Source organism: Sphingomonas crocodyli (assembly GCF_004005865.1).
GTDB lineage: Bacteria > Pseudomonadota > Alphaproteobacteria > Sphingomonadales > Sphingomonadaceae > Rhizorhabdus > Rhizorhabdus crocodyli.
In genome coordinates this window covers 2,245,908-2,270,857 of the sequence record NZ_SACN01000001.1, presented here as the reverse complement: position 1 = coordinate 2,270,857, position 24,950 = coordinate 2,245,908, and the positions used below count along the sequence as shown (strand labels likewise).

Annotated in this window: 24 protein-coding genes and 1 tRNA gene; 17 read left to right on the top strand and 8 right to left on the bottom strand. The window is 66.2% G+C overall.

All coding sequences use genetic code 11. The features are described 5' to 3' along the window. Positions 1 to 16 precede the first annotated feature (16 nt). From EOD43_RS10965 to recJ, 9 genes are all read left to right on the top strand, one after another. Positions 17 to 439: a M67 family metallopeptidase gene (locus EOD43_RS10965; RefSeq protein WP_127743720.1), complete on the top strand. Its 423-nt coding sequence runs from the start codon at positions 17 to 19 to the stop codon at positions 437 to 439. A gap of 109 nt (positions 440 to 548) precedes the next feature. After that, the gene (locus EOD43_RS10960) at positions 549 to 1,181 is read left to right on the top strand and encodes a histidine phosphotransferase family protein (protein ID WP_127743718.1); all 633 of its coding nucleotides are present in this window, start codon (positions 549 to 551) and stop codon (positions 1,179 to 1,181) included. A 59-nt stretch (positions 1,182 to 1,240) separates the two neighbouring features. Beyond that, on the top strand, positions 1,241 to 3,577 hold the full coding sequence (locus EOD43_RS10955) for a chemotaxis protein CheA (RefSeq protein ID WP_127743716.1): 2,337 nt from the start codon (positions 1,241 to 1,243) through the stop codon (positions 3,575 to 3,577). Beyond that, complete coding sequence (locus EOD43_RS10950; RefSeq protein WP_240653152.1) at positions 3,574 to 4,014, top strand: chemotaxis protein CheW; 441 nt, start codon at positions 3,574 to 3,576, stop codon at positions 4,012 to 4,014. The genes EOD43_RS10955 and EOD43_RS10950 overlap by 4 nt, the downstream gene beginning before the upstream one ends. A 71-nt stretch (positions 4,015 to 4,085) precedes the next feature. Further along, positions 4,086 to 4,451 carry a response regulator gene (locus EOD43_RS10945; RefSeq protein ID WP_127743714.1) on the top strand — a complete coding sequence of 122 codons (366 nt, stop codon included), beginning with the start codon at positions 4,086 to 4,088 and terminating at the stop codon, positions 4,449 to 4,451. Between the two features lies 1 nt (position 4,452). Next, positions 4,453 to 5,583 carry a chemotaxis-specific protein-glutamate methyltransferase CheB gene (gene cheB / locus EOD43_RS10940; RefSeq protein ID WP_127743712.1) on the top strand — a complete coding sequence of 377 codons (1,131 nt, stop codon included), beginning with the start codon at positions 4,453 to 4,455 and terminating at the stop codon, positions 5,581 to 5,583. Next, positions 5,574 to 6,392, top strand: coding sequence for a CheR family methyltransferase (locus EOD43_RS10935; protein ID WP_127743710.1), 819 nt, complete (start codon positions 5,574 to 5,576; stop codon positions 6,390 to 6,392). Before cheB ends, EOD43_RS10935 begins: the two co-directional genes overlap by 10 nt. 30 nt (positions 6,393 to 6,422) lie before the next feature. After that, positions 6,423 to 7,127: an N-acetylmuramoyl-L-alanine amidase gene (locus EOD43_RS10930; protein ID WP_420822438.1), complete on the top strand. Its 705-nt coding sequence runs from the start codon at positions 6,423 to 6,425 to the stop codon at positions 7,125 to 7,127. Next, positions 7,111 to 8,904, top strand: a complete 1,794-nt coding sequence (gene recJ / locus EOD43_RS10925; RefSeq protein ID WP_127743706.1) for a single-stranded-DNA-specific exonuclease RecJ — start codon at positions 7,111 to 7,113, stop codon at positions 8,902 to 8,904. Before EOD43_RS10930 ends, recJ begins: the two co-directional genes overlap by 17 nt. A gap of 6 nt (positions 8,905 to 8,910) precedes the next feature. Here recJ and EOD43_RS10920 read toward each other — a convergent pair whose 3' ends face one another. Together EOD43_RS10920 and ald are read right to left on the bottom strand one after the other, a co-directional pair. Then, entirely contained in the window at positions 8,911 to 10,521 is a 1,611-nt protein-coding gene (locus EOD43_RS10920) for an FAD-dependent oxidoreductase (protein ID WP_127743704.1), read from the bottom strand. 102 nt (positions 10,522 to 10,623) lie between these two features. Further along, positions 10,624 to 11,721 carry an alanine dehydrogenase gene (gene ald, locus EOD43_RS10915; protein WP_127743702.1) on the bottom strand — a complete coding sequence of 366 codons (1,098 nt, stop codon included), beginning with the start codon at positions 11,719 to 11,721 and terminating at the stop codon, positions 10,624 to 10,626. Positions 11,722 to 12,160: 439 nt separating this feature from the next. On the opposite strand from ald, the gene EOD43_RS23640 reads away from it, so the two are divergent. Beyond that, complete coding sequence (locus EOD43_RS23640) at positions 12,161 to 12,460, top strand: hypothetical protein (RefSeq protein ID WP_164857192.1); 300 nt, start codon at positions 12,161 to 12,163, stop codon at positions 12,458 to 12,460. A gap of 328 nt (positions 12,461 to 12,788) precedes the next feature. Here EOD43_RS23640 and EOD43_RS10905 read toward each other — a convergent pair whose 3' ends face one another. Continuing rightward, complete coding sequence (locus EOD43_RS10905; RefSeq protein WP_127743698.1) at positions 12,789 to 13,619, bottom strand: 23S rRNA (adenine(2030)-N(6))-methyltransferase RlmJ; 831 nt, start codon at positions 13,617 to 13,619, stop codon at positions 12,789 to 12,791. 134 nt (positions 13,620 to 13,753) lie between these two features. Continuing rightward, positions 13,754 to 14,302, bottom strand: coding sequence for a pseudouridine synthase (locus EOD43_RS10900; protein ID WP_127743696.1), 549 nt, complete (start codon positions 14,300 to 14,302; stop codon positions 13,754 to 13,756). Positions 14,303 to 14,549: 247 nt separating this feature from the next. Between EOD43_RS10900 and EOD43_RS10895 the strand changes: the two genes are divergently transcribed. After that, positions 14,550 to 15,266: a dienelactone hydrolase family protein gene (locus EOD43_RS10895; protein WP_127743694.1), complete on the top strand. Its 717-nt coding sequence runs from the start codon at positions 14,550 to 14,552 to the stop codon at positions 15,264 to 15,266. Positions 15,267 to 15,389: 123 nt separating this feature from the next. Next, positions 15,390 to 17,333, top strand: a complete 1,944-nt coding sequence (locus EOD43_RS10890; RefSeq protein WP_127744713.1) for a potassium transporter Kup — start codon at positions 15,390 to 15,392, stop codon at positions 17,331 to 17,333. A gap of 33 nt (positions 17,334 to 17,366) precedes the next feature. Here the strand turns inward: EOD43_RS10890 and EOD43_RS10885 are convergent, their stop codons facing one another. Together EOD43_RS10885 and EOD43_RS10880 are read right to left on the bottom strand one after the other, a co-directional pair. Further along, positions 17,367 to 17,774 (bottom strand): DUF3775 domain-containing protein, encoded by a 408-nt coding sequence (locus tag EOD43_RS10885; RefSeq protein ID WP_127743692.1) that lies wholly within the window; start codon positions 17,772 to 17,774, stop codon positions 17,367 to 17,369. Between the two features lie 91 nt (positions 17,775 to 17,865). Continuing rightward, positions 17,866 to 17,942: transfer RNA gene (locus EOD43_RS10880), tRNA-Met, on the bottom strand. A 220-nt stretch (positions 17,943 to 18,162) separates the two neighbouring features. Here EOD43_RS10880 and EOD43_RS10875 point away from each other — a divergent pair. From EOD43_RS10875 to EOD43_RS10865, 3 genes are read left to right on the top strand one after another with little or no spacing between them, the layout of a single operon-like run. Next, positions 18,163 to 18,756, top strand: coding sequence for a cupin domain-containing protein (locus tag EOD43_RS10875; RefSeq protein WP_127743690.1), 594 nt, complete (start codon positions 18,163 to 18,165; stop codon positions 18,754 to 18,756). A 5-nt stretch (positions 18,757 to 18,761) separates the two neighbouring features. Beyond that, on the top strand, positions 18,762 to 19,925 hold the full coding sequence (locus EOD43_RS10870; RefSeq protein ID WP_164857191.1) for an MFS transporter: 1,164 nt from the start codon (positions 18,762 to 18,764) through the stop codon (positions 19,923 to 19,925). Positions 19,926 to 19,967: 42 nt separating this feature from the next. After that, entirely contained in the window at positions 19,968 to 20,597 is a 630-nt protein-coding gene (locus EOD43_RS10865; protein ID WP_127743686.1) for a TetR/AcrR family transcriptional regulator, read from the top strand. Between the two features lie 352 nt (positions 20,598 to 20,949). On the opposite strand, the gene EOD43_RS10860 is transcribed toward EOD43_RS10865, so the two are convergent. Continuing rightward, positions 20,950 to 22,623 (bottom strand): formate--tetrahydrofolate ligase, encoded by a 1,674-nt coding sequence (locus EOD43_RS10860; RefSeq protein ID WP_127743684.1) that lies wholly within the window; start codon positions 22,621 to 22,623, stop codon positions 20,950 to 20,952. A 53-nt stretch (positions 22,624 to 22,676) separates the two neighbouring features. Between EOD43_RS10860 and EOD43_RS10855 the strand changes: the two genes are divergently transcribed. Together EOD43_RS10855 and EOD43_RS10850 are read left to right on the top strand one after the other, a co-directional pair. Next, positions 22,677 to 23,573 carry a hypothetical protein gene (locus tag EOD43_RS10855; protein WP_127743682.1) on the top strand — a complete coding sequence of 299 codons (897 nt, stop codon included), beginning with the start codon at positions 22,677 to 22,679 and terminating at the stop codon, positions 23,571 to 23,573. Further along, positions 23,558 to 24,418, top strand: a complete 861-nt coding sequence (locus EOD43_RS10850; protein WP_164857190.1) for a S41 family peptidase — start codon at positions 23,558 to 23,560, stop codon at positions 24,416 to 24,418. The genes EOD43_RS10855 and EOD43_RS10850 overlap by 16 nt, the downstream gene beginning before the upstream one ends. 4 nt (positions 24,419 to 24,422) lie before the next feature. On the opposite strand, the gene EOD43_RS10845 is transcribed toward EOD43_RS10850, so the two are convergent. Continuing rightward, positions 24,423 to 24,911, bottom strand: a complete 489-nt coding sequence (locus EOD43_RS10845; protein ID WP_127743678.1) for a pyridoxamine 5'-phosphate oxidase family protein — start codon at positions 24,909 to 24,911, stop codon at positions 24,423 to 24,425. Positions 24,912 to 24,950: the final 39 nt, after the last annotated feature.

Genomic DNA, 24,950 nt, shown 5'->3' with positions numbered 1-24,950 from the left:
GTTTACGGAGATGGGCATGAATCTCCGGATTTCAAGGGCTCTGCTGGATGAGATCGTGCAATGGGCAGCGCGCGATCCCGATGTCGAAATCTGCGGCCTGTTGCTGGGTTCGGGCAGCGATGTCGAAGCCATCCGGCCATGCGCCAATATCGCCGACGAACCCGCCCGGCGCTTCGAGATCGACCCGGCCGCCTTGTTCACTGCGCACAAGGCCGCGCGCCGTGGCGAGGCACCGGCGCCGATCGGCCATTATCACTCGCATCCGTCGGGCAGCGCCGAACCCTCCGCCTGCGATGCGCAGGCGGCCGAACCGGGGAGCCTCTGGCTGATCGTGGCCGGGCAGGATGTGTGTGCCTGGATCGCGCGGCCGGGTGGGGCGCGACACGATATGTTCGACGAAGTGACGATATTGTCCGGCGACGGGCCGTCTGCGCCCTGATGGGCCGGCTTGCCTAAGCCGCGACTAACCGTCACAAGAGCGCCCCTGAGTTTCACCCAAGGGCGGCCGGGCATCGTTTCGGGCGCGACAGCGATAAAGGACGGATAGGATGGCGAGCAGAGCTGCGGAATTCGCAAGTCTGCTATGTTCGCGCCTGTGCCATGATCTGCTCTCCCCGGTCGGCGCGCTCAACAACGGGCTCGAGCTTCTGGCCGATGAGACAGATCCCGAAATGCGCGCCCGCTGCATGGAATTGCTGGCCGAGAGCGCAGCGGCGACCGCGAACAAGCTGAAGTTCTTCCGCCTCGCTTTCGGCGCCGCCGGCGGCTTCGGCGAAATGGTCGACACGCGGGAGGCGCGCGCGGCGATCGAAGGGCTGCATGGCCCCTCCAGCCGCGTTCAGATCGGTTGGATGGTCGACGAGGGCGCCCGGCCGAAGAACGCGATCAAGATCCTGCTCAACCTCGCGCTGATCGCGGGCGACGCGCTGGTGCGTGGCGGCCGGCTCGATATCGGCGCGGAGGGCAGCGAGATCGTGCTGCGCGCCGAAGGGCCGCGCATCGTGCTCGACCCCGAACTGCGCAACGCGCTGCTGGGCGAAGCCGACGAGGGGCTGATCAGCCCGCGTGCCGCGGCGGCCTGGCTCGTCCACCTGCTCGTTCAGGAAGAGGGCGGCGAGGTTCAAGTGTCTGAAGTGGAACCAGGGGTTCTACTAATGGGCGTCGCTCTGCCGGCTAAATAAACCGCTTCTTTACCATCTATCTGCCATCAGCGGCCCGATATCCGTTCGGGAAGGGCATGATGGACGACCTGCTCAGCGACTTCATCGCTGAAACGCGCGAAACGCTCGAAGCAATCGCCGGGGAAATCGTGGCGTGGGAAGCCGCGCCCGAGGATCGCTCGCGTCTCGATTCGATCTTCCGCTTCGTGCACACGGTGAAGGGAAGCTGCGGCTTTCTCGATCTGCCGCGTCTCGAACGCCTCAGCCATGCCGCCGAAGACGTTCTGGCCGATGTGCGCGACGATCGCCGCAAGCCCGATGCCGCACTCGTCACCGCCGTTCTCGCGATCATCGATCGCATCGCCGAACTCACCAACGCCATCGACAACGGCCAGACCATGCCCGACGGCGACGATCAGGCCCTGATCGCCGCGCTCAGCGAAGTCGAAACCAGCGCGGTTGAGGAGGAGGAAGACGCCCCCGCCACGACCGTCGCCGCACCCGCCAACCGCAGCGTCGCGCGCAGCATCCGCCTGCCTGTCGACCTGCTCGATCGGATGATGGCGGGCGTTTCGGACATGGTGCTCGCCCGCAACGAATTGTCGCGCAAGCTGCGCGAAGTCGGCATCCAGTCGGGCATCGAAGTCGCCTTCGAACGACTGTCGCTGTGCATCGCCGAGATGCGCGATTCGATCACGCGCACCCGCATGGCGCGGATCGAACATCTGTTTACGGCGCTGCCACGCCTCGTCCGCGATATTTCGTCCGAACTGGGCAAGCAGGTGACGCTGCGTATCGACGGCGGCGACGTCGAACTCGATCGCGAGATGATCGAGATGATCCGCGATCCGCTGACCCACATCGTCCGCAACGCGATCGATCATGGCATCGAAAAGCCTGAGGATCGCGCGGCCGCCGGAAAGGCTGCGATCGGCGCGCTCGATGTCTGCGCGCGGCAGGTGGGCAACCATATCCTGATCGAAATCGTCGATGACGGGCGCGGGATCGACGCCGATCGCCTCGTCCGCAAGGCGATCGACAACGGCGTCATCACTGAGGACGCGGCCGCCCGTATGGGCTGGGATGCCAAGCTCCAGCTGATCTTCTCACCCGGCCTTTCGACCGCGCAGGCTGTGACGGCGATTTCGGGACGAGGCGTCGGCATGGACGTGGTTCGCGCCAATGTCGAAAAGATCGGTGGCGCGGTCGAGGTCGACAGCATGCCAGGCCGCGGCGTCCACCTGACGATGCGCGTTCCTATGACGCTCACGATCATCCCCGCGCTGACGGTCAGCTGCGGCGGACAGCATTTCGCGATCCCGCGTTCGGCGATCGACGAGATCGTTCGCGTCGGCGGCGACGCGGTGCGCCCCGCCAAGCTGGGTGGCGCCGACGTGGTGTTCATCCGCGGCGTTCGCCTGCCCGTGGTCGCGCTGGCCGACGTGATTGGCGCTGAAGACGCCGGGCAACGCGGCAACATGGTCGTCCTCAAGCTGTCGGGCGGCAATCGCTATGCGCTCGCGGTCGAGGCGGTTCACGATCATGAGGAACTGGTGGTGAAGCCCGCTGCGCCGATCGTCATGGCGTGCGGCATCTATGGCGGCACCACCTTGCCCGATAACAGCCGCCCGATGCTGCTGCTCGACATCGCGGCGATCGCCGAGCGTGCGGGTGTCGACTGGAAATCGGGCAGCCGCGATCATGCCGAGGAGCATGTCGAGGCGGTCGTCGAACAGCATGATCCGATCCTGCTGTTCCGCGATCTGGACGGCACCGAGCGCGCGATCCCGCTGGCGCTGGTCGAACGGATCGAGGATTGCTTCGCCGGCGCGATCAGCGAGCGGGGCGGGCGGGTCCGCCTGGTCCACGAAGGCCGCATGATCCCGCTGCTCAGCTGCGGCGTGCCGATCACCGGCCCGAAGGTTCGCGTGCTGCGAATGAACGACGGCACGGCCGAAATCGCTTATGCGATCGATACCGTGATCGATATCGCCCCGGTCGAGGTCATCCTCGATCGCGTCGCCACGCCGGGCCTCGTTGCCGGCGTGATGCTGGTCGAGGATCGTCCCGTCGAGATGCTCGACAGCTTCTGGATGTTCGCCGAGGTCGCGCAGCCGCAGACCCCCGTCGACATGAAGCCGCTCTGCCTGCTTGCTGACGACGATGCCTGGACCCGCAAGGTGCTGGCGCCGCTGGTCGAAGCCGCGGGCTATCGCGTCGCTTTCGAAGAGAAGGGCGTGACGCCCGATCTGGTGATTGCCGGCGAAGCATCTACCGCCTCGTCCGAAGCGCCACTGGTGCGCCTGCGTACAACGTCCGAACCGGCCGACGCCGCCGATGCCAGCCTGTGGCGCTATGATCGCCCGGCGCTTCTGGCCGAACTTCAACGCCATCGCACCCGTAGGAACGCCGCATGATGACCGATCTCTACCTGATCGTGGAAATCGACGGTCAGAAGGCGGTGCTGCCGGCCAGCTGCATCGAGTCTGTCGTGGAAATGGGGGAGGTGACCCCCGTTCCCTGTGCGCCACGCCATGTGCTGGGCCTGTTCGCGCTGCGCAGCCGGGTGATGACGGTGATCGACACGCGCGTCGCGCTGGGTGCCGAGGTTCGCGCAGGCGGCCGCGGCGCGCAGGCGGTGATCGTGACGATGGGCGATCATCTCTACGGCTTCCTCGTCGATCACGTCGACGATGTGGTCGCGATCGACGGCGCCCCGGCGCCGGCTCGCGCGCTGCTCTCGCCCGGTTGGGCGGCGATGAGCGCCGGTGTGCTCGAACATGAAGGGGTGCCGGTGATGCTGCTCGATGTCGATGCGCTGATCGGCGGAGAGAAGGCCGCTCTCGCCGCGTGATAGCGCGTTAACCGGTCGCTTACCGCCGTTGGATATGATCCAGCGGATTTCAAATACGTACGGAACGCCGCATGAAGACCTGCCTCGTCGTCGATGATTCCAAGGTGATCCGCAAGGTCGCCCGCCACATATTGGAAGGGCTGAGCTTCAGCGTGGACGAAGCCGGTGACGGGCGCGAGGCGCTCGATCGCTGCCAGAGCTCGCCGCCCGACGTCATCCTGCTCGACTGGAACATGCCCGTGATGAGCGGGATCGAATTCCTGCGCGCGCTGGGTCAGACCGAGATCGCGCGCCGTCCCAAGATCGTATTCTGCACCACCGAGGACGATGTCGGCCACATCCGCGCCGCGATCGATGCGGGCGCCGACGAATATATGATGAAGCCGTTCGATCGCGCGACGATTGAAAACAAGCTGCAGATCGTGGGCGTCGCCTGACATGGCATCGGCGGGCGCCGAACGCGGACAGCGAAGGGCGCCCGGCGGCAACAGGATCGCGGCGGTGCCGCCGCCGATCCGCATCCTCCTTGTCGACGACTCGCTGGTCGCGCGCACCGTGCTCGCGCGGCTCGTCGAAGGAGATTCCCGTTTCGAAGTCGCGGGTGCTTTTCCCGGCGCTGACCGCGCAATCGATTTTCTGCGCAACGCCCCCGTCGATATCGTCGTCCTCGACGTGGAGATGCCCGGAAAGGACGGGCTGACCGCGCTTCCCGAAATCCTCGACGCTTGTCAGGGCGCGCGCGTCCTGATCGTGTCCTCCTCGGCCGCCAAGGGCGCCGCCGCGACGATGCGGGCGCTGACACTGGGCGCGGCGGACACGTTGCTGAAGCCGACCGCCGGCAATTTCGGCACCGATTTCACCCGCCTCTATATCGATACGCTGCTGCGGCTCGGCCGTGGGCGTGGTGCGCAGGCCAAGGAGCGTGCGCAGGCGCAGCCCGGCCCGGCACCCGAGCCTGTTCTCGTGCCGCTGCGGGCGCCGCATGCGGGCGGCCCCATCGCCTGTCTGGCGATCGGTGCGTCGACCGGTGGCCTGCACGCTCTGTCGGCCTTGCTGCAGGCTCTGCCGGACGATTTCGACGCGCCGATCCTGGTGACGCAGCATCTGCCGCCCGTCTTCATGTCCTACTTCGCCAACCAGTTGCACGACATTTGCGGCCGGCCGGCGACCGTGGCGGAGGATGGGATGCGGCTGACACGCGGCGGCATCATCGTCGCGCCGGGCGAGGGGCATATCCGCCTGATCATGGGCGACGTCGTGCGGATCCGGATCGATCATGATCCGGCGCCGAGCCGCTGCATGCCATCGGTCGATCCGATGTTCGAGGCGGTCGCCGAGATGTTCGGACCCGCCGGCGTCGGCATCGTGCTGACCGGCATGGGGCGTGACGGCACGATCGGCGCGGGCAAGCTGGTGGAGGCCGGCGCCGAGGTTCTGGCGCAGGATTCATCCAGTTCGGTCGTGTGGGGCATGCCCGGATCGGTCGCGCAGGCGGGGCTTGCCAGCGCGGTCCTGCCGCCCGATCAGATCGCCGCCTTCGTCGCGACGCGCGGTTCGGCATGGAACTGAGCACCGCCACCGCGCGGCAGATCGCGCGGCTGTTCGAACAGGGGACGGGGCAGCAGCTTGGCGACGATCGGCTGTGGCGCGTCAGCGCGATGCTGACGCCGCTGTGCCGCCGGATCGGGGTGACGCCGGTCGAGCTTGCGGGCCGCGTCGCAGCGGACCCGGCCGATCCTGCCGCCACGCAGATGATCGACGCGCTCCTCAATAACGAAACGAGCTTCTTTCGCGACAGCGCGGTCTTCCGCCAGATGCAGGACGATATCCTGCCCGAACTGGCGCGCCGTTGTGCGGCCACACGGCGCATCCGCATCTGGTCCGCCGGGTGCGCGACCGGGCAGGAAGCCTATTCGATCGCGATGCTGTTCGCGGAAGATCCCGATCGCTGGCATGACTGGTCGATCGAAATCCTGGGCACCGATATCTCGCGCGTCGCGCTGAAGCGGGCGTCCGCCGGGGTCTATTCGGCGTTCGAGGTGCAGCGCGGGCTTCCCGGCCGCTTGCTGGGCAATTGGTTTGCGGAAGGCGCCGATGGCAGCTGGACCATCGTGCCGCGGATCGCGGCGATGGTCCGCTTCGCGCCCCACAATCTGATGGGGCCGCCGCCGGGCCAGGGCTGCTACGATCTCGTCCTCTGCCGCAACGCCTTGCTCTATTTCCCGCCGCAGAACCGTGCGCGCGTGCTGGCCGGATTGTCGGCCGCGATGAAGCCCGATGCGGCGCTGATCCTTGGCGCGGGCGAGACGGCGGGGAATGATGCGCGCCAGCTTGTCGCCGACGCCGATATGCTCACGGTGTTCCGCCGCGCCGCCTGATCCTCTTGCCCCTGTGCGGGGCGGAGTTACATGGGGTGCATGAGCGAGATCATCGATTGCCCGTCGCCGAATCATGACGACCGCAAGCTGCCGATCAGCATGGTCGTGCTCCATTATACCGGCATGCAGGACGGCCCTTCGGCGATCGAGCGGCTGACCGACGCAGAGGCCAAGGTTTCGAGCCATTATGTCGTCGCCGAGGACGGGCAGGTGCTGCGCCTCGTTCCCGAAGAACTGCGCGCCTGGCATGCGGGCAAGAGCCACTGGCGCAGCGTCACCGATGTCAATTCGGCCAGCATCGGCATCGAGATCGTCAATCCCGGCCACGAATGGGGCTATCGCCCGTTCCCGGCCGCGCAGATGGGCGCGATCGTCCCGCTCGTCGCCGACATCGTGAAGCGATACGATATCGCGCCCGCCAATGTCGTCGGCCATTCGGACATCGCCCCCGCTCGCAAGCAGGATCCGGGCGAGCTGTTCGATTGGGAGATGCTGGCGAAGGTCGGGCTGGCGCTCAAACGGCCGCGCAAGAACCTGGCCGATCCGCACTGGACGCCGGGCGGCTTCCTGCTCGCGCTCGAACGCTTCGGCTATGACGTCGTCGATGGCCCTGCGGCCGTCACTGCCTTCCAGCGCCGTTTCCGTCCCGAGACGATCGACGGGATCGCCGATGGCGAATGCCGCGCGATCCTGCTCAGCCTTCTTCTGGACCGCGAAAATGGCATCAGTCGCTAAGTCCGGCGAGGGGCGGGCGCCGATCCTCGGGATCGTCCGGTCGGTGCTGGGGCAGCCCTGGCACTGGCGCGGTGGATCGGCCGATGTGCGGGATGAGGGTTTCGAGCCGGACGATCTGGTGACGCAGTTGCTGTTGGCGCGCGGCTGCCCGCGTGACGCGGTCGAGGAACATCGCGCGCCGACGATCCGCGCTTTCATGCCCGATCCCTCGATCTTCCGCGACATGGACCGCGCGGCCGAGCGTCTGGCCGATGCAGTCATCACGGGTGAAGCTGTTACCGTCTTCGGCGATTATGACGTCGATGGAGCGACTTCGGCCGCATTGCTGATACGCCTTCTGCGCGAACTCGGCTGTCCGGTCGGCTATTATATCCCCGATCGTCTGATGGAGGGTTATGGCCCCTCGGGCGAGGCGCTGGTGCGGATCGGGACGGCGGGCAGCAAGTTGATCGTCACGGTCGATTGCGGCGCGCAGGCTTTCGAGGCGCTGGCGCAGGCGAGCGCGGCGGGGATCGAGGTGATCGTCGTCGACCACCACAAATGCGCGGCGACGCTGCCCGATGCCCTGGCGGTGGTGAACCCCAACCGGCTCGACGAGGATGAAGGCGCGGCGCATGGTCATCTGGCGGCTGTGGGCGTCGCCTTCCTGCTCGGCGCGGCGCTGCTGCGGGTGCTGCGGGCGCGTGGATATTTTGCGGGAAAGACCGAACCGAAGATATTGGAACTGCTCGATATCGTGGCGCTGGGGACGGTTGCTGACGTTGCGCAGTTGAAGGGGCTCAACCGTGCCTTCGTGGCGCAGGGGCTCAAGGTGATGGCGAACCGGCGCAATGTCGGCCTCGCGGCGCTGATCGGGGCAGCACGCCTCAATCGGGCGCCGACCTGCACCGATCTAGGCTTTGCGCTGGGGCCGCGGATCAATGCGGGCGGGCGGGTCGGAAAGTCCGATCTGGGCGTGCGCCTGCTGACCACCGAGAATCCGGACGAGGCGACCGAGATCGCGGCGGAACTCGATCGGCTGAACGAGGAACGGCGCGCGATCGAGGCGAATGTGCAGGCGGAGGCCGAAGCGGCGGCGCTGCATCAGGGCAATCGCGCGGTCGCGGTGGTTTCGGGCGAGGGCTGGCATCCCGGCGTGATCGGGATCGTCGCGGGGCGGCTCAAGGAGAAGCTGGGCAAGCCCGCTATCGTCATCGCGCTCGATGACGAGGGCGTCGGCAAGGGATCGGGCCGATCGGTGTCGGGCGTCGATCTGGGGGCTGCGATCCTGGCGGCCAAGGATATGGGCCTGCTCGTCGCGGGCGGCGGCCATGCGATGGCGGCGGGTCTGACGGTCGGCCCCGGCGGGGTCGAGGCGCTGGCCGATTTTCTCGATGCCCGGCTTGAAAGCGCGGTGGCGCAGGCATCGGACGGGCGCGCGTTGCTGCTCGATGGCGTGGTCGCGCCCGGCGGCGTGACCCCCAATCTGGTCGAGGCGCTGGAGCGTGGCGGCCCTTATGGTGCGGGCTGGCCGGCACCCCGGATCGCGGCGGGGCCGGTGCGGGTGATCAAGGCCGATGTGGTCGGCAACGGCCATGTCCGTGCGATCGTGCAGGGCCGCGACGGGCGGTCGTTCAAAGCGATGGCATTCCGATCGGCCGATACGCCGTTGGGCGAGGCGCTGCTGGGCGCGGGGCCGGGCCGGTCGCTGTGGATCGCCGGCCGCCCCAAGATCGACGACTGGGGCAGCCGCCCGGCGGCCGAGATGCACCTTGAGGACGTTGCCTGGGCCGATTGATCGGCGTCAGGCCGGGATGTGGTTTGCCCCGATATAGGCGAAGGTCATTGCCGGGCCTAGCGTCGCGCCGGGGCCGGGATAGGACCGGCCATAGACCGAGGCGGTGCAGTTGCCCGCCGCGTAGAGGCCCGCGATCGGCTGACCATCGGTCCCAACCACCTGCGAATGCTTGTCGGTGACAAGACCACCCTTGGTGCCGAGGTCGCCGAGGAGCATGCGGACCGCGAGGAACGGGCCTTTGTCGACCGGGGCGAAGCTGCCATTGGGCTTGACGGTCGGGTCGTTCCAGAAGCCCTCATAGGGGCTTTCGCCTCGCTGGAAGTCCTCATCGACGCCCTTGGCCGCCATCGCGTTGAAGCGGGTGAGGGTGGCCTTCAGGTTGGCGGGGTCGATCCCGGTCTTGCCCGACAGCGCGTCGATCGTGTCGGCCTTGATGAAGAAGCCTGCGTCGATCAGACCTTGCGGCGTCTTGCCGGGCAACATGCCGCAGAACATGTAGCGGCTGCGGTGGGTGGCATCGACGATCAGCCATGCCTCGGTCAGGCCCGCCTTCCGCATCGCCGAGCCGAACGAGTAGTAGTCCGCCGCCTCGTTGACGAAGCGCCGGCCCGATTGATCGACGACGATGCTGTGGGGGAGGGAGCGTTCGGCGAGGCAGAAGATGGCGTCGGGGACGCCCGGCATCGCGAAGGCGGTGCCCCACCAGGCCGCGTCGAGCATCGCGGTCTTCGCGCCGATGCTGTCGGCCATGCGGATGATGTCGCCGGTGTCGTCGCGCGAGGCGGAGGACTGGGCGCCGTCGATCCCCTGAAGATCGGTCCGCATAGCATCGGCATGGGCGAAGCCGCCCGCGCAGAGGAACAAGGCCTTGCCCCCGCCGATCCGCTGGCCGCCCTCCAGCACCACGCCGGTCGCGCGGCCATCCTCAATCACGACCTGGGCGATCGGGCTGTTCAGGCGGACTTCGATACCCAGTTGGTCGGCGATCATGCGCAGCTGGCCGATCAGGCTCTCGCCGCAGCCGAGCGGGATCCAGCCCTTCGCGCGGCGCAGCTTCTCACCCAGGAAGACCCGCGCCATCGCGGCGATGCTGGTGAGGCTGGTGAAGGCGCGCGAGACCTTGGGGATGTCCTTGATCATGATCGCGAAGGGCGCGCCCGAGCGGCGCATCGTCGCGAGGTTCGCCCCCAGCCTGCGGCCGTCGGCAATCTCCATGTCCAGCCCGCGGGCGAGGCCGGCATGGGAGGCGGCGCGATAATCGGGCTGGGGCGAGCTGGTCCAGGCGAAGCCCGCTTCCGTCAGCATGTCGACAAGGTGCGGCCCCTGTTCGAGCATCGCGCGGCGCTTGGGCCGATCGGTGGGGTCGTCGGCGGGGTTGCTTATCTCGTCGAGATAGGCCTCGGCCGCCTCCAGCGTGTCGGGAACGCCCGCCGCGCGCTGATAGCGGTTGGTGGGCACCCATAGGCCGCCGCCGGACAGAGCAGTGGTGCCGCCCCAGACCGATGCCTTTTCCAGCACGACGACGCTGAGGCCGCGCCGGGCGGCGGTGATCGCGGCGGTCAGCCCCGATGCGCCGCTGCCGACCACCACGACGTCATAGGTCTCATCCCAGCTCATCCGATCCCTCCCGGCCGGCCGGTCTGATGACGGCTCGAACCGGGAGCGATCGTGCACCGCCGGTGCGCCCACGTCAACGCGGGCGAACCGATCGGTTCGGATTTAAGCGTGGAACGGCAGATCGAGCGCGTCGGCCACCACCTTGTGCCGGATCTTGCCGCCCGAGACGTTGAGGCCGGCCGCGAGGTGCGGATCGGCGGCCATCGCGGCGTCGGCGCCCAGATGGGCGAGCTTGAGCACGAAGGGCAGGGTGGCGTTGTTGAGCGCGAAGGCCGAGGTGCGAGCGACCGCGCCGGGCATGTTGGCGACGCAATAATGGATGATGCCGTCGACTTCGAATACCGGATCGTCATGCGTGGTGGCGTGGCTGGTTTCGAAGCAGCCGCCCTGATCGATCGCGATGTCGACGAGGACCGAGCCGCGCTTCATCGTCTTGAGCATGTCGCGGGTGACGAGCTTGGGGGCGGCGGCGCCGGGGACCAGCACCGCGCCGATCACCAGATGTGCGCGGGCGACGGCGGCGGCGATCGCGGCCTTGCTGGCATAGGCCGTCTTGATCTGGCTGCCGAAGACCATGTCGAGTTCGGCGAGGCGATCGTTGGAGATGTCGTAGATCGTCACGTCGGCGCGCATGCCGACCGCCATCTGCGCCGCATTCACGCCGGCGATGCCGCCGCCGAGGATCGCGACCCGCGCGGGCGCCACGCCCGGAACGCCGCCCAGCAGCACGCCGCGCCCGCCCTGGCCCTTTTCCAGGTAATGCGCGCCGACCTGCACCGACATGCGGCCCGCGACTTCGGACATAGGCTTGAGGAGGGGGAGGCCGCCGCGGGGCGAAGTGATCGTTTCATAGGCGATGCAGGTCGCGCCCGACGCCATCAGCCCTTCGGCCTGCGGCTTGTCTGCTGCGAGGTGGAGATAGGTGAAGAGAAGGTGGCGGGATTCCAGCATCGCGATCTCGCTCTGCTGCGGCTCCTTCACCTTCACGATCATGTCGGCGCCCGAAAAGACCGCGCCGGCATTGGGCACGATCCGCGCGCCCGCATCGACATAATCCTGATCCTCGAAATCGATGCCCATGCCCGCCTGGGTCTGGACGATGACTTCGTGGCCGGCAGCGGTCAGTTCGGCGACCGAGGCCGGGGTCAGGCCGACGCGATATTCGTGGTTCTTGATTTCCTTGGGGACGCCGACGCGCATGTCTCTCTCCTCGCAGATAGCGATATGCCGCTCGATATAACGCTTTTGGCCGGTACGAAGGTTGCGAATATTTTCCGTCGGGGCCGTAATGATGCGTGTGCGGGGCGGTTCGGCGGCACGATAATTTCGTCGGGCGCGGTGCGCAAAAAGCCGAGTCGCAGCGTCACGATGGGGGCGCGAAAGTTGTCAAAGTTGTCACGACGTCCCCCTCAAAACGCATCATATTAATTCGCATTCGCAATAATGGGTGTTGGACGCACGGTGAGAAAGAGCGCCGCGCGAGCGCGATTGAGGCGATATGTACTCTGTTTGTTCTGATTTGTCAAGGGCGCCTATATGGCTTCATCCCGGCGGAGGCCGGGATCTCTGGCGACTCCTGCGGCAAGCCTGTTCTCCTATCTCCTGAGATCCCGGCCTCCGCCGGGATGACGGGTCGAGAATGGCGGCAAGCGCCGCGCTTGTCGCTGTCCCGTTACCTCATGACGACAAGTGGAAAAATCCGCGCAGCTACATCGTCCAGCGATACTCGATCGTCGCTTCTAAGGCTGAGATAGCCAAGAGAATGTTCAAAGTAGATCCTGATTGGCGCATATCCAAAGGTGAGTTCACCTTCGACGAAATCCTCGAAAGCCTCCTGCGACGGCAACACGAGTTTGCAGGGCGCGGTGCAGGCAAGGACATCGACCATTTGATCAAGCGCTGCCCGAAAGGGTGTCGAATAGTCGAAGGCTTCACCTAGCCAGAGGATGAACTCCCAGCCGCTCTCAATTTGCTTAACTGCAGGCAGGGTATGAACGGTGAGCACGTCGCATTTTGAGCGAACAATCGTGTAGTATCAATGGCGGCTTCCACCCCCTTTCTCGTCATTGCGAGCGGAGCGGAGCAATCGATCTCCAGCGCGGGAGATGGATTGCCGCGTCGCCTGCGGCTCCTCGCAATGACGAGGTGGGGAGGTTGGAGCGCGCGCTCCCCTCGTCGCCCCGGACATGATCCGGGTGACGATTGGGGGGAGGCAGGTGGTCGCTTCTTGCAGGAGGAAACGGGGGAAGAAGGCGGTGAGGCTTGGCTTACTCGCGCAGCCAGTCCGCTGTGATCTTGCCCCTATGCCCTTCCGGCGCCAGCGCGGCGCGGAGGGGTTCCTGCATGCGCGGGAGTGCCTGCGTGAAGGCGTAGGGCGGGTTGACGATGAAAAGGCCCGCGCCGTTATAGATGTCGGGCTGATCGCTGTCGTACAGCCAATGCTCCACCGAAAGGAATTTCGGGATGCCGAGATTGCGAAGCTGATTCTTCCACCGGACATGCGTGACGCGGTCTTTGAGCGGATACCAGATCACCGTCACGCCATGCGCCCATTTGCGGTGCGCGGCGGCGAGGGTGGCCGTTATGCGGGCGCGTTCGTCGGTCTGTTCGTAGGGCGGATCGACCAGCACGACGCCGCGAGGCGTTCGGGTCGGCAGCATCGCCAGCCATAGTTCGTAGGCGTCGCGTTCATGGACGGCGGCATGTGTGCCGCGCATCGCATCGCGCAGCGCAATGGCGTCCTGGGCATGTTTTTCGTTGAGGATCAGGATGTCCTGCGGGCGCAGCAGCTGCGCCAATATGCGCGGTGAGCCGGGGTAGAGATGCGGTTCGGCCCCGTCATTCACCGCCCGGACGGCGGCGCGATAGTCGTCCAGCAAGGGGTTCGTATCGGCAAAGGCGCGCACCACGCCCTGCGTGGCCTCGCCAGTGCGCTTCGCCTCCTCGCCGCCGAGGTCGTAGAGGCCGCAGCCGGCATGGGTGTCGATCAGGGTCAGCGCGCTTGGCTTTTGCTGCAAGGCCTGCACGAGCGCGATCAGCAGGCTGTGCTTCACGACATCCGCGCTGTTGCCCGCATGGAAGGAATGGCGATAATTCATTGGGATTCAGATTCCTGGCGATCTGCCTTCATCCGTACTGCCGGGCGCGGAAGCCGAGCGCGAGACGATGGAGGCAGGCAATCCGGGGCTCGTACAGGGTCGGGCCGAAAGCTTCAAAGCCCTTCTGACCTCGCCTAGACCGAGATCGCCTCGAACTGCCCCGGCGCGATCCCGGCGACGGTCCAGTCGCCGATCGACCAGCGCACCAGCCGTAGGGTGGGCAAGCCGACCGCCGCCGTCATCCGGCGCACCTGCCGGTTGCGCCCTTCGCGAATGGTGATTTTCAGCCAGGCGTCGGGAATGGACTTGCGCTGGCGTATCGGCGGATCGCGCATCCACAGATCGGGCGCGTCGATGCGGGCGATATCGGCGGGCAGGGTCATGCCATCGTTGAGGAGGACGCCCTTGCGCAGGCGCTCCAGTTCCTGCTCCTGCGGATCGCCTTCGACCTGCACGAGATAGGTCTTGGGCAGCTTGAAGCGCGGATCGGCAATGCGCGCCTGCAGCCGCCCATCGTCGCATAAAAGCAGCAACCCCTCACTGTCCCGATCGAGCCTGCCGGCGGGATAGACGCCCTTCACCGCAATGAAATCGGACAATGTGGACCGCACCGTTGGCGATCCGCGGTCGGTGAATTGCGACAGAACCCCGAAGGGTTTGTTGAACAGGAGCAGGCGGGCCATCCGGGGCTCATATCGCTCGACGGCGGCGAAGTCTGCAGGGCCGTGTTGCCCCATTTTCGTCATTGCGAGCGGAGCGCGGCAATCCATTCCGGAGTGCGGAGTGGATTGCCGCGTCGCCTGCGGCTCCTCGCAATGACGAGGTGGGGAGGGGCGGTTTCGCGCAGTTCCCCGTTGCCCCGGACTTGATCCGGGGTGACGATGGGGGAGGCGGGCGAAGGCTGGCCGTAAAACGAAAAGGAGAGGCGGGATGGTTGAGGAAGAGGTGCGCTATGGCGCGATTGGGTCGCACGGGCGTCTATTCGTGCCCGAAGGGGCCGGTTCGCGACCGGGGGTGATCGTCTTTCCGGGCGGAGGCGGGATCGGGGAGGCGTGCTATCGATCGGCGCGGCGGATGGCGGAGCAGGGCTATGTCGCGCTGGCGGCCGATTATTATGGCGGGGGCTTTCGCGGCAAGGATCTGTCCGATCCCGAAAACGGGCGCCGGTTCGCCGAGCTGGCGGGCGATGCCGCGCTGATGCGGGCGCGGGCGACAGAGGCGTTCGATGTGCTGGCGGCGCGGCCCGAGGTCGATGCGGGGCGGATCGCGGCGATCGGATATTGCTTTGGCGGAGCGATGGCGGTGGAGTTCGCGCTGTCGGGCGCAGCGATCAGGGCGGCGATCGGCTTTCATATGGTGCTGGGGCCGCTGACTTTGAGCGACGCGGGCAAGGCGAAGGCACGGCTGCTGATCTGCAACGGGACGCGCGATCCCTATGCGCCGCTGGAGGACATCACGGCGTTCGAGGCGGCGATGCGCGATCAGGCGGAAGCGCGCTGGCAGGTGAACCTCTATGGCGGCGTGCGCCACAACTTCACCGATCCGGACACCGGCGGGGATCCCGAGGTGTTTCGATATGACGCCCATGCTGACAGGGAATCGTGGAATGCCGCCACATTCCTGCTTCGGGACGCTTTGGGAAGCTGAACCGGGCCTGTCTGTTGCGGGCGCAGGGAACAAATGTTAGTGGCCCGCCGCTATGCGCTGGAGACGGGGGACGGCGTCGGCGCACGGGATGAAGCCATTGACGGCCAGGAAGTCCATCACCGCATGACGACAGAGCCGCAACTGCCGGCCGAACACGCGCCGCCTTCTCACGGGCAAGGCGCCGGGGACAGCCACGCGCATGGCGGCTTCGCCAAGCTGGTCGTCGGCGCGATCGGCATCGTCTTCGGCGATATCGGCACCAGCCCGCTCTACGCCTTCCGCGAAACATTTGCGGGCCATCACCGGCTGATGCCCGATCCACTGCACATATTGGGCGTGCTGAGCCTGATCTTCTGGTCGATGATGCTGGTCGTGACGATCAAATACGTCATGATCATCATGCGCGCGGACAATAAGGGCGAGGGCGGCAGCCTCGCGCTGCTCGCGCTGATCAACCGCAAATCCGAAGGGAAACGCTGGACCAAGGGGATCGTGCTGCTCGGCGTGTTCGCGACCGCACTCTTCTACGGCGATAGCATGATCACCCCGGCGATCTCGGTGCTGTCGGCGGTCGAGGGGCTTACCACGGTCAATTCAGGCTTCACGCCCTTCGTCCTGCCGATCGCGATCGGCATCCTGATCGGCCTGTTCGTGATCCAGTCGCGCGGGACGGCGAAGGTCGGGCTGCTGTTCGGCCCGATCATGCTGGTTTACTTCACCGTGCTGGCGGTGCTGGGCATCATCCACATCCTGGGCAATCCGGCGGTGCTGGTGGCGCTGAACCCCTGGTATGCGATCCAGTTCTTCATCAGCGACGGCTATCTGGCGTTCCTGGCGATGGGTTCGGTGGTGCTGGCGGTGACGGGCGCGGAGGCGCTTTACGCCGATATGGGCCATTTCGGGCGCAAGCCGATCGGCATGTCGTGGCTCGTCTTCGTGCTGCCCGCGCTGATGCTGAACTATCTGGGGCAGGGGGCGATGATCCTGTCGCAGGACATCAACACCGCGCTCCAGACGATCCACAACCCCTTCTTCCTGCTCGCGCCCGAATATCTCCGGCTGCCGCTGGTGATCCTCGCCACGATGGCTACCGTGATCGCGAGCCAGGCGGTGATTTCGGGCGCCTTCTCCGTCACGCAGCAGGCGATCCAGCTGGGCTTCATGCCGCGTCTGCGCATCACGCACACCAGCGCGGGCGCGATCGGCCAGATCTATATCCCGGTGATGAACTGGGGCCTGATGGTGATGGTGATCCTGCTGGTGCTGTCGTTCAAATCGTCGAGCAACCTGGCGGCAGCCTATGGCATCGCGGTGACGGGGGCGATGGCGATCGACACCTGCCTGCTGGCGGTCGTGCTGGTCCATCTGTGGGGCTGGAACAAGTGGCTGGCGGCACCGCTGATCGCGGTGTTCGCGCTGGTCGACCTGGCCTATTTCGGCGCGAACCTGACGAAGGTGCCCGACGGGGGCTGGTTCCCGCTGCTGATCGGCTTCATCGCCTTTACCCTGCTGACCACCTGGGCGCGTGGACGCCAGCTGATGATCGCGCGGATGCGCGAGGTGGCGATGCCGGTGAAGGTGTTCGTCCAATCGGCGGTCAACACCGCGACGCGCGTGCCGGGAACCGCGGTGTTCATGACCAGCTCGCCCGAGGGCGTACCCCACGCGCTGCTCCACAATCTGAAGCACAACAAGGTGCTGCACGAGCGGGTGATCCTGCTGACCGTCAAGATCGCCGACGTGCCGTACCTGACCAGCGGCAACCGGATGGATTTCAAGGATCTGGGCCACGGATTCCACCGCGTCGTCGTCAATTACGGCTTCATGGAGGATCCGGACGTGCCGGCGGTGCTCGCCTCGACCAAGTCGTGCGGGCCGGAATTCCGGATGATGGACACCAGCTTCTTCCTGGCGCGGCAGACTTTGCTGCCATCGTCGCGCCCCGGCATGGCGCTGTGGCGCGAAAAGCTGTTCGCGTGGATGCTGCGCAACGCCGAAAGCGCGATGGAGTTCTTCAAGCTGCCGACCAACCGCGTGGTCGAGCTTGGGAGCCAGGTGGAGATTTAAGGGCGCCCCGGCGTCTCGGCCGGGGCTGCGCCGTCAGTCGATCTGGCCGATGCCTTCGCAGCTGAGATCGAAGGCCGTCAGGCCCGCGTCGAGATAGCCGGCGAGCATCGGCATATCCATGAGTTGCGCGATCGCCTCGTCGGTGCCGTCCTCGCCGGCGGCTTCGAGCGCCTCGTCCCACTCGCTCGCGTCGAAGGTGCCGCGGCCGACCAGCGCCAGCGCCAGCACCTCGTAAAGCTCATCCTCGTTGAGATCGTCGAGCAGGCTCGACACCTCTTCCTCGATCGCCTCGTTGGCCTCATCCTCGATCACGGCGAAGGGATCGTCGGAATCGGTGGGATCGTCGTCGGCCTCGGTCTCGATCGCGGGCACCTGCGCCTCAAGCTCGCGGGCGCGCACGATCAGCCGGCAGACGGTTTCAAGCGATACGGTCAGTTCCATCGCACACAGTTCCTCTTCCCCATCATGGCCGCAAACGTGGGCCTGCGGGAGTGGTTCCGGGATGTGCGAAGGATTTTGAAGGACCGTGGAGTGGTAGCGGAGGAGGGACTTGAACCCCCGACACGCGGATTATGATTCCGCTGCTCTAACCAGCTGAGCTACTCCGCCCCAGAGGGCACCGCTCCACGGTGGAGGCGGCCTATAGGTGGCGTCTGCGCGCCGGTCAACAGCCCGTTCGGCCCTTCATGGGAAATTACGGATGCGGGCTAAAGCGAACCGGATTCGAAAATCATCGCGGCAAGGCGCGACATCGCTTGACCCGCCCGGTGGGTGGGAGAATAATGCATTATAAAGCGCGGGGCAGACGCGCGGACCAGGAGATCGAAGCATGACCGACGGCATCAGCAGCACCGGCACCACCCCAGAGAGCGTCGAGCCCGTCGAGGCGCCCAAGGGCACCCGCCAGCGCATGCAGATCTTCCGCGGCGCCGATGCGCCCGAACTCGGCAAGGATGCGATGCCCTTCGTCGGGATCGATGCGGGCGTGATGGCGGGCTTCGCCAAGCTCGCGGCCGCGCAGGGCGGCGAGGAGCGCGTGGCGGGCGAGGATGTTCGCGTCCTCTTCAGCCAGCCCGGCGGCGGCATGAGCCTGTGCTACAGCTGGTTCAAGAGCGGCTATGTGCTGCCGCGGCACAGCCACAATGCCGACTGCATCTATTATATCCTGGGCGGCGCGTTGCGCGCGGGCACGCAGATCCTGCGCAAGGGCGACGGCATCTTCATCCCGGCGGACTTCGGCTACACGTTCGAGGCGCTGGAAGACGGGGTCGAGTTCCTCGAGTGCCGCAACGCGACCCATTTCAACATCCATTTCAAGGGCAATGACGAAGCCCATTGGGACAAGATGGCCGCCAGCTATCGCGACAATAAGGATCGCTGGAAGGAAGAGACCGTAAAGCCGACGGACCGCGTTCCGGCCTGACGCGCGTGGAGCGCGCACCGCTGGGGATCGCGGCCCGGACCGCGATCCTGCTTTCGCCCGTCCTGTCGGCCTATGCGGTCGCAGGGCTGACCCCGATCCTGCCCAAGGTCGGCGCGCATTTCGCGGCGACGCCGGGGGTGGGGTGGCTCACCCGGCTGATGGTGACGTCGATCGGCATCGCGATGCTGTTCGCGCCGTTCACCGGCATCGTCGCACGCAGGCTGGGCTGGCGCCGTGCGCTGATCCTCGGCCTGATCGGCTATGCGGCGTTCGGCGTTGCGGGTGGGATCATCGACAATCTGTGGCTGATCGTCGCGACGCGCTTCGGCCTGGGCCTCTCGACCGCCATCATCGCGACCTTGCTCGTCTCGCTGATCGCGACCGAGATGGATGGCGATCAGCGCAACCGCTGGCTCGGCTATGTCCTGCTGACCGGCACGCTCGGCGCGCTGGTGCTGGTGCCGCTGGCGGGGTTCCTGGGCAAGGTCGACTGGCGATTGCCGTTCATGGTCCATGCGCTCGCGCTGGGCGTCGTGGTGCTGGTGGCTGCGGGCATCCCTCACAGCGTCGGCGCGCCGCCCCAGCATGCGCCGAAATCGGCCGGGGGCGGGGGCTTCCCCATCTCGATCGTGATTTTGGGGATCGTGACCGGCGCGCTGGTGAGCACGCAGTCGCTCTATACGCCGTTCCATCTGGCCGACATCGGCATCCACGATCCGGGCGTGGTGGGGCTGGCGATGCTGCCGGCGGCGCTGGGCGGGGCGCTCGTCTCGCTGGTCTATGCGCGCTGGCGGCGGGGCGTTTCGCTGTGGCTGACCTTCGTCGTGGCCTTCGTGGTGATGGCGGGCGGGCTGGCGATCACCGGCCTTTCGACCAACCTGCCGGTGCTGCTGGCTGGGCAGGCGGTGGCGGGGTTGGGCCTGGGGCTGGGCAGCCCTAACCTCTACGCCTTCGCCGCGATGGTGGGCCGCGATATCGATAAGACGCGCAATATGGGCCTCGCCCGCGGCGCCTATTTCGCCGCGCCCTTCCTCGCGCAGTTTGCGCTGGAGCCGATTGCGGGGCTGGCGAGTGCGGGGATCGCGTTGGTCGCGCTGGGCATATTCGGGGTCGTTGCGGCGCTGCTCGTCCGCATGATGATACCGCGTTCGATTGCGGTTGCTGTCTGACGGCCCTTTTCCCCCGGGCATTTCGGTGCAAAGGGGAGGAGCATGAACAAGGGTAAGCAGGTCGCGGCGCTTGGCGCCTTCGCACGCGCGCAGCGCGAGGAAAATCGCCGCAGGCTGATCGCGGCCGCGCGCCGGGTGTTCGAACGATCGGGCTACCTCGCCCCGTCGGTCGACGACATCGCGCAGGAGGCCGGGGTCAGCCGCCAGACCTTCTACCGACATTTCGACGGCAAGCTGGCCGTGGCGATGGAGTTCTTCGACGAACAGCATCAGCTGGCGCGCAAGGTGTGGGGGCAGATTTCCGCCGAGCAGGCCCGCGATCCGAAGGGCGTGCGCGCCTGGCTGACCAAGATGCTCGACGGTTATGAGCAGGATCGCAATGCGTTGCGGGCTTTCTTCGAAATGGGCGCCGTTGAGCCGACCTTCACCAAGGCGGTGAAGGATCTGGTGCGCGACTATATGGCGGAGCTGACCGAGAATATCCCGCTGTTTCGGTACGAACAGGATGGCAGCGTGCAGGATCGCGAACGCTTCGCCGATGCGGTGCTGCTGGTCGAACTGATCCTCGAGCAGTTCAACAGCTACATCATCCACTATGCGCTGCTCGAACGGAACGACATGCTCGACGCGCTGACCCGATCCTTTAGCAGGTTTGTTGCGCGTTATCCGTGACAACCTGTCGTTTACAGGATGTAACAGGTTCGATAGACAGAAGCCACGAGGCGAAACGCACGGCGGGTCATGGCCCCGTCATGCGGCTTCGATCGGGCTAAACTATCGCGCCATCCCGCCACCACCCTCTCGGCGGGATGGCGTTTTTTTTATGCTTGTTATCCTCCCCCGCCAGGGGGAGGTGGCGCCGAAGGCGACGGAGGGGGAGGATGCGATTCAAACGAGTTAGCTGCTGACCTCCCCCTCCGTCAGCTACGCTGACACAGTGCGAGGTCGGATCGTTCCCCGAACGATCCTTGAACACGCGGGGCGTGTTCAACCTCGCGCTCCCTGGCGGGGGAGGATTGAGGGTTTAGAACAGACCTTCGATCACGCCGTCGGCGTCGATGCGGATCGATTCGGCGGCGGGCACCTTCGGCAGGCCGGGCATCGTCATGATTTCCCCGCAGATCGCCACGACGAAGCCGGCCCCGGCGGCGAGGCGGACTTCGCGGACCGGCACGACATGGCCGGTGGGCGCGCCGAGCAAGGCCGGATCGGTCGAGAAGCTGTATTGCGTCTTGGCAAGGCAGACGGGGAGATGGCCGTAGCCCGCGGCCTCCCAACGATCGAGCTGGGCGCGGACGCTGGGATCGGCGACGGCTTCCTCGGCGCGGTAGATGCGGGTGGCGATCGTGTTGATCTTGTCGAACAGCGAAAGATCATCGTCGTAGATCGGTGCGAATTGCGCCGCACCCATATCCGCGATCGCGGCGACGGCTTCGGCCAGCTCGACCGCGCCCGCGCCGCCCTCGGCCCAGTGGCGGCACAAGATTGCCTGCGATCCATGCGCTTCGGCGACTTCGCGCAGAACCTGCAGTTCGGCATCGCTGTCGGTGACGAAATGGTTGATGGCGACCACGGCAGGGACGCCGAACTGGCGGACATTCTCGATATGACGGATCAAGTTGACCGAGCCGCGGCGAACCGCCTCGACATCCTCCTTGCCCAGATCGGCCTTGGCGACGCCGCCATTCATCTTGAGCGCGCGGACGGTGGCGACGATCACGACGGCCTCGGGCGAAAGCCCCGCCTGCCGACATTTGATGTCGAAGAATTTCTCCGCGCCCAGATCGGCGCCGAATCCGGCTTCGGTGACGACATAATCGCCCAGCGACAGCGCCGCGCGGGTGGCGATGACCGAGTTGCAGCCATGCGCGATGTTCGCGAAGGGGCCGCCGTGGACGAAGGCCGGATTGCCCTCCAGCGTCTGAACGAGATTGGGCTGGATCGCTTGGGCGAGCAGCACGGCCATTGCGCCATCGGCCTTCAGATCGCGCGCCGTGATCGGCTTGCGATCGCGCGTATAGGCGACGACGATGCGGCCGAGCCGCGCCTCCATATCGGCCAGATCTTCGGAGAGGCACAGGATCGCCATCACTTCGGAGGCGACGGTGATGTCGAAGCCGGATTCGCGCGGGAAGCCGTTGGCGGTGCCGCCGATCGACTGGACGACGTCACGCAGCGCGCGATCGTTCATGTCGAGCACGCGGCGCCACATCACGCGGCGCACGTCGATGCCCAGCGCATTGCCCCAGTGGATATGGTTGTCGATCATCGCGGCGAGCAGATTGTGCGCCGAGGTGATGGCGTGGAAATCGCCGGTGAAGTGGAGGTTGATATCCTCCATCGGCGCGACCTGCGCAAAGCCGCCACCGGCTGCGCCCCCCTTCATCCCGAAACAGGGGCCGAGCGAGGGTTCGCGCAGGCACAGGACGGTCTTTCGCCCGGTGCGGTTCAGCGCGTCGGCCAGGCCCACCGACGTCGTCGTCTTGCCTTCGCCCGCCGGCGTCGGATTGATGGCGGTGACGAGGATCAGCTTGCCCCTTTTGCCCTTCTCCTCCTGTGCGCGGAGCCAGGGCAAAGCGATCTTCGCCTTGTATCGACCATAAGGTTCGACGGCATCCTCCGGGATGCCAAGCGCGTCGGCCACATGAGCGATAGGACGAAGCTTGGCGGCGCGCGCGATCTCGATGTCGGTTTGCATAGAGTGATCGGTATCAAGGCGGAACGGCCTGCGCCATCCCTCGTTGGCGGGTGATGGCAAGGTATCTGTGGATCGTTGGGGCACTGGCGCTGATAGCCGCCGCCGATGCGCGTAAGCCGGCGCCGCCGCGCGGCGAACTGGTGGTGCCGATCGATGCACCGGTGATCGATGTCGAAGTGGCGGGCGTGCCGCTGCGGCTGCGCGTGGGGCTGGACGCGAAGGATGTGGTGGAGATCAACGCCGACGTCATCCCGCGCCTGCCGATCATGTTCGAGGATGGGTTCGACGCGCAGGTCGGGCGGGAGACGATCAAGGGCGTAACCGCGATCGGCGAGCTTCGGATCGGCAGGACGAAGCGCCCGGTGCAGCTGTCGTCGCACGGCCCGAAATGCTGCGAGGGCGTCGATGGCGAGATCGGGCTTGGTCTGTTGCCCTATGCCACCGTGCGTTTCGTGCGCGATGGGGTGCAGGGGGCGCTGGAGGAGCGGCGGCTGCCGGTGCGATCGACGATCGAGCGCGGGCTGGAGGCGGTGCCGGACGGCAGCCCGATCGCGATCCAGTTGGCGCCGGGGCGGGAGCGGAGCGTGGCCACTGCCGCCGCCGGCGCCCTGTTGGCGCGCAAGCTGGGCGGAGGGCCGGACGGGGAGAGTTTCGAGGTGGCTTCGGCCTTTGGCGTGACGCGGCCGGCGCGGCGGGTGCGGTTCGAACGGCCGGCGGAGATTGCAGGGTTCGCCTTTGCCGACATAGCCGTGCGGATGACCGATTTTGGCGGGCGGGAGAGCTTTGCCGACCCCGACGCGGAGCCCGGCGATATCGTCGTGAAGCGGCACATTCCGCGTCAGGAGGCGTGGCCGGTCGTGATGCTGGGGCGTGACCGGCTCGATCGATGCGCCGAGATCGCTGTCGATATGGTCGGCAGGCAGGTGACGTTGCGATGCGTCTTCGGCTGATCGCGATCGTCGCGGCGATGCTGCCGCTCTGTGCGGCGGCGTCGGATCGGGCGGCGCTGTTCGATCGGGCCTGGTCGCTGGTTGATCGGCATTATTGGGATCGCAGTTTCGGCGGGCAGGATTGGGCCGCCGCGCGTGATCATTATCGGGGGCGGGCCATCGCGGCGGCCGATCAGGCGAGTTTCTATGCAGCGCTCAACGCGATGCTGGCGTCGATCGGCGACAGTCATGTCTATGCGCGATCGCCGGCCGATCTGGCGGTGGAGCGTGCACCCGATCGCACGAAGCGCGAAGCGCGCGAAGTCGCGTTGGACGTATGGCTGGTGCGCTTCGATGCCTTCATGCCGCCCGACGAGCGCTGGTTGCGCGCGACGATGCGGGCGGTGCGTCCCGAGGCGCTGATCCTCGATCTGCGCGACAATGGCGGGGGACGGGACGATGTGTTGGATCGGATAGCGGGTATCTTCCTGCCCAGTGGCACGCCGCTATTGTTGCGTGAAGATGCTATCGAAAAGACGGTCGGCAAGCGGCTCTATAACAGACGGATTTATGTTCTGATCGGGCCGCGAACCGCCAGCGCGGCCGAACTACTTGCGGCGGCTTTGGATCGCGCTGGGGCCGATGTGATCGGGCAGCGGAGCAAGGGGGCGGTGACGGGCGGGGCGGACTATCGCCTGCCCGATGGCGGGAGGCTGACGGTGGCCGATTATGATGTGCGGCTGCCCGATGGCACGCGGATCGAGAAGGTCGGGGTGAGGCCCCGGCACGTCGTGGCAGATCGGCCGGGGGAGGATGCGCCGCTCGCCTGCGCGCTCCACCTCGCAAAAGGTGGAGCGGCGTGCTGACGGATCAGGCGAGCGAGACCTCGGCGACCTTGTCCTTATAATCTTCCTTCGGATCGCGGCCGAGCATCGTCTTGATGCCGGCGATCAGGCTCGATCCGTTCTCCCAGATTTCGGCCTTTTCGGGATCGAGGCGGAGAAGGGCGATCTTGGGATCGTCCTTTCCGCCTTCATACCAGGCGGCGACATGGCTGTTCCACAGCCGCTCCACGACCGCGCGATCGGTGTCGACGCGGACGGTGCCGTGGATCGTGGCGAACAGATCATGCCCCTTCGATGCGAAGGTGGCGATGGCGCGGCCGCCATAATTGGCGAGGCTGTTGACCAGCGCATTGTCGGTAGAGGTGAACATCCACAAGGGGCCATGATCACCCTCGACCTGCACGGTCATCGGGCGGGTATGGCCATCCTCGGCGCCGTCCTGCCCGAGCATGATCGTCATGTCCGAGCGGAGGGCTTTCCAGAATTTGGCTTCGAGTTCCTGCGGGGTCGGCATGTCCATTCTCCTCGGCTGTTATCGCCGTGAAAAACGGAT

Excerpts from the sequence above, each read along its gene's own strand:
- EOD43_RS10965 (WP_127743720.1), top strand. The coding sequence starts at position 17 with ATGAATCTCCGGATTTCAAGGGCTCTGCTGGATGAGATCGTGCAATGG.
- EOD43_RS10960 (WP_127743718.1), top strand. The coding sequence starts at position 549 with ATGGCGAGCAGAGCTGCGGAATTCGCAAGTCTGCTATGTTCGCGCCTG.
- EOD43_RS10955 (WP_127743716.1), top strand. The coding sequence starts at position 1,241 with ATGGACGACCTGCTCAGCGACTTCATCGCTGAAACGCGCGAAACGCTC.
- EOD43_RS10950 (WP_240653152.1), top strand. The coding sequence starts at position 3,574 with ATGATGACCGATCTCTACCTGATCGTGGAAATCGACGGTCAGAAGGCG.
- EOD43_RS10945 (WP_127743714.1), top strand. The coding sequence starts at position 4,086 with ATGAAGACCTGCCTCGTCGTCGATGATTCCAAGGTGATCCGCAAGGTC.
- cheB (WP_127743712.1), top strand. The coding sequence starts at position 4,453 with ATGGCATCGGCGGGCGCCGAACGCGGACAGCGAAGGGCGCCCGGCGGC.
- EOD43_RS10935 (WP_127743710.1), top strand. The coding sequence starts at position 5,574 with ATGGAACTGAGCACCGCCACCGCGCGGCAGATCGCGCGGCTGTTCGAA.
- EOD43_RS10930 (WP_420822438.1), top strand. The coding sequence starts at position 6,423 with ATGGGGTGCATGAGCGAGATCATCGATTGCCCGTCGCCGAATCATGAC.
- recJ (WP_127743706.1), top strand. The coding sequence starts at position 7,111 with ATGGCATCAGTCGCTAAGTCCGGCGAGGGGCGGGCGCCGATCCTCGGG.
- EOD43_RS10920 (WP_127743704.1), bottom strand. The coding sequence starts at position 10,521 with ATGAGCTGGGATGAGACCTATGACGTCGTGGTGGTCGGCAGCGGCGCA.
- ald (WP_127743702.1), bottom strand. The coding sequence starts at position 11,721 with ATGCGCGTCGGCGTCCCCAAGGAAATCAAGAACCACGAATATCGCGTC.
- EOD43_RS23640 (WP_164857192.1), top strand. The coding sequence starts at position 12,161 with ATGGCGGCAAGCGCCGCGCTTGTCGCTGTCCCGTTACCTCATGACGAC.
- EOD43_RS10905 (WP_127743698.1), bottom strand. The coding sequence starts at position 13,619 with ATGAATTATCGCCATTCCTTCCATGCGGGCAACAGCGCGGATGTCGTG.
- EOD43_RS10900 (WP_127743696.1), bottom strand. The coding sequence starts at position 14,302 with ATGGCCCGCCTGCTCCTGTTCAACAAACCCTTCGGGGTTCTGTCGCAA.
- EOD43_RS10895 (WP_127743694.1), top strand. The coding sequence starts at position 14,550 with ATGGTTGAGGAAGAGGTGCGCTATGGCGCGATTGGGTCGCACGGGCGT.
- EOD43_RS10890 (WP_127744713.1), top strand. The coding sequence starts at position 15,390 with ATGACGACAGAGCCGCAACTGCCGGCCGAACACGCGCCGCCTTCTCAC.
- EOD43_RS10885 (WP_127743692.1), bottom strand. The coding sequence starts at position 17,774 with ATGGAACTGACCGTATCGCTTGAAACCGTCTGCCGGCTGATCGTGCGC.
- EOD43_RS10875 (WP_127743690.1), top strand. The coding sequence starts at position 18,163 with ATGACCGACGGCATCAGCAGCACCGGCACCACCCCAGAGAGCGTCGAG.
- EOD43_RS10865 (WP_127743686.1), top strand. The coding sequence starts at position 19,968 with ATGAACAAGGGTAAGCAGGTCGCGGCGCTTGGCGCCTTCGCACGCGCG.
- EOD43_RS10860 (WP_127743684.1), bottom strand. The coding sequence starts at position 22,623 with ATGCAAACCGACATCGAGATCGCGCGCGCCGCCAAGCTTCGTCCTATC.
- EOD43_RS10855 (WP_127743682.1), top strand. The coding sequence starts at position 22,677 with ATGGCAAGGTATCTGTGGATCGTTGGGGCACTGGCGCTGATAGCCGCC.
- EOD43_RS10850 (WP_164857190.1), top strand. The coding sequence starts at position 23,558 with ATGCGTCTTCGGCTGATCGCGATCGTCGCGGCGATGCTGCCGCTCTGT.
- EOD43_RS10845 (WP_127743678.1), bottom strand. The coding sequence starts at position 24,911 with ATGCCGACCCCGCAGGAACTCGAAGCCAAATTCTGGAAAGCCCTCCGC.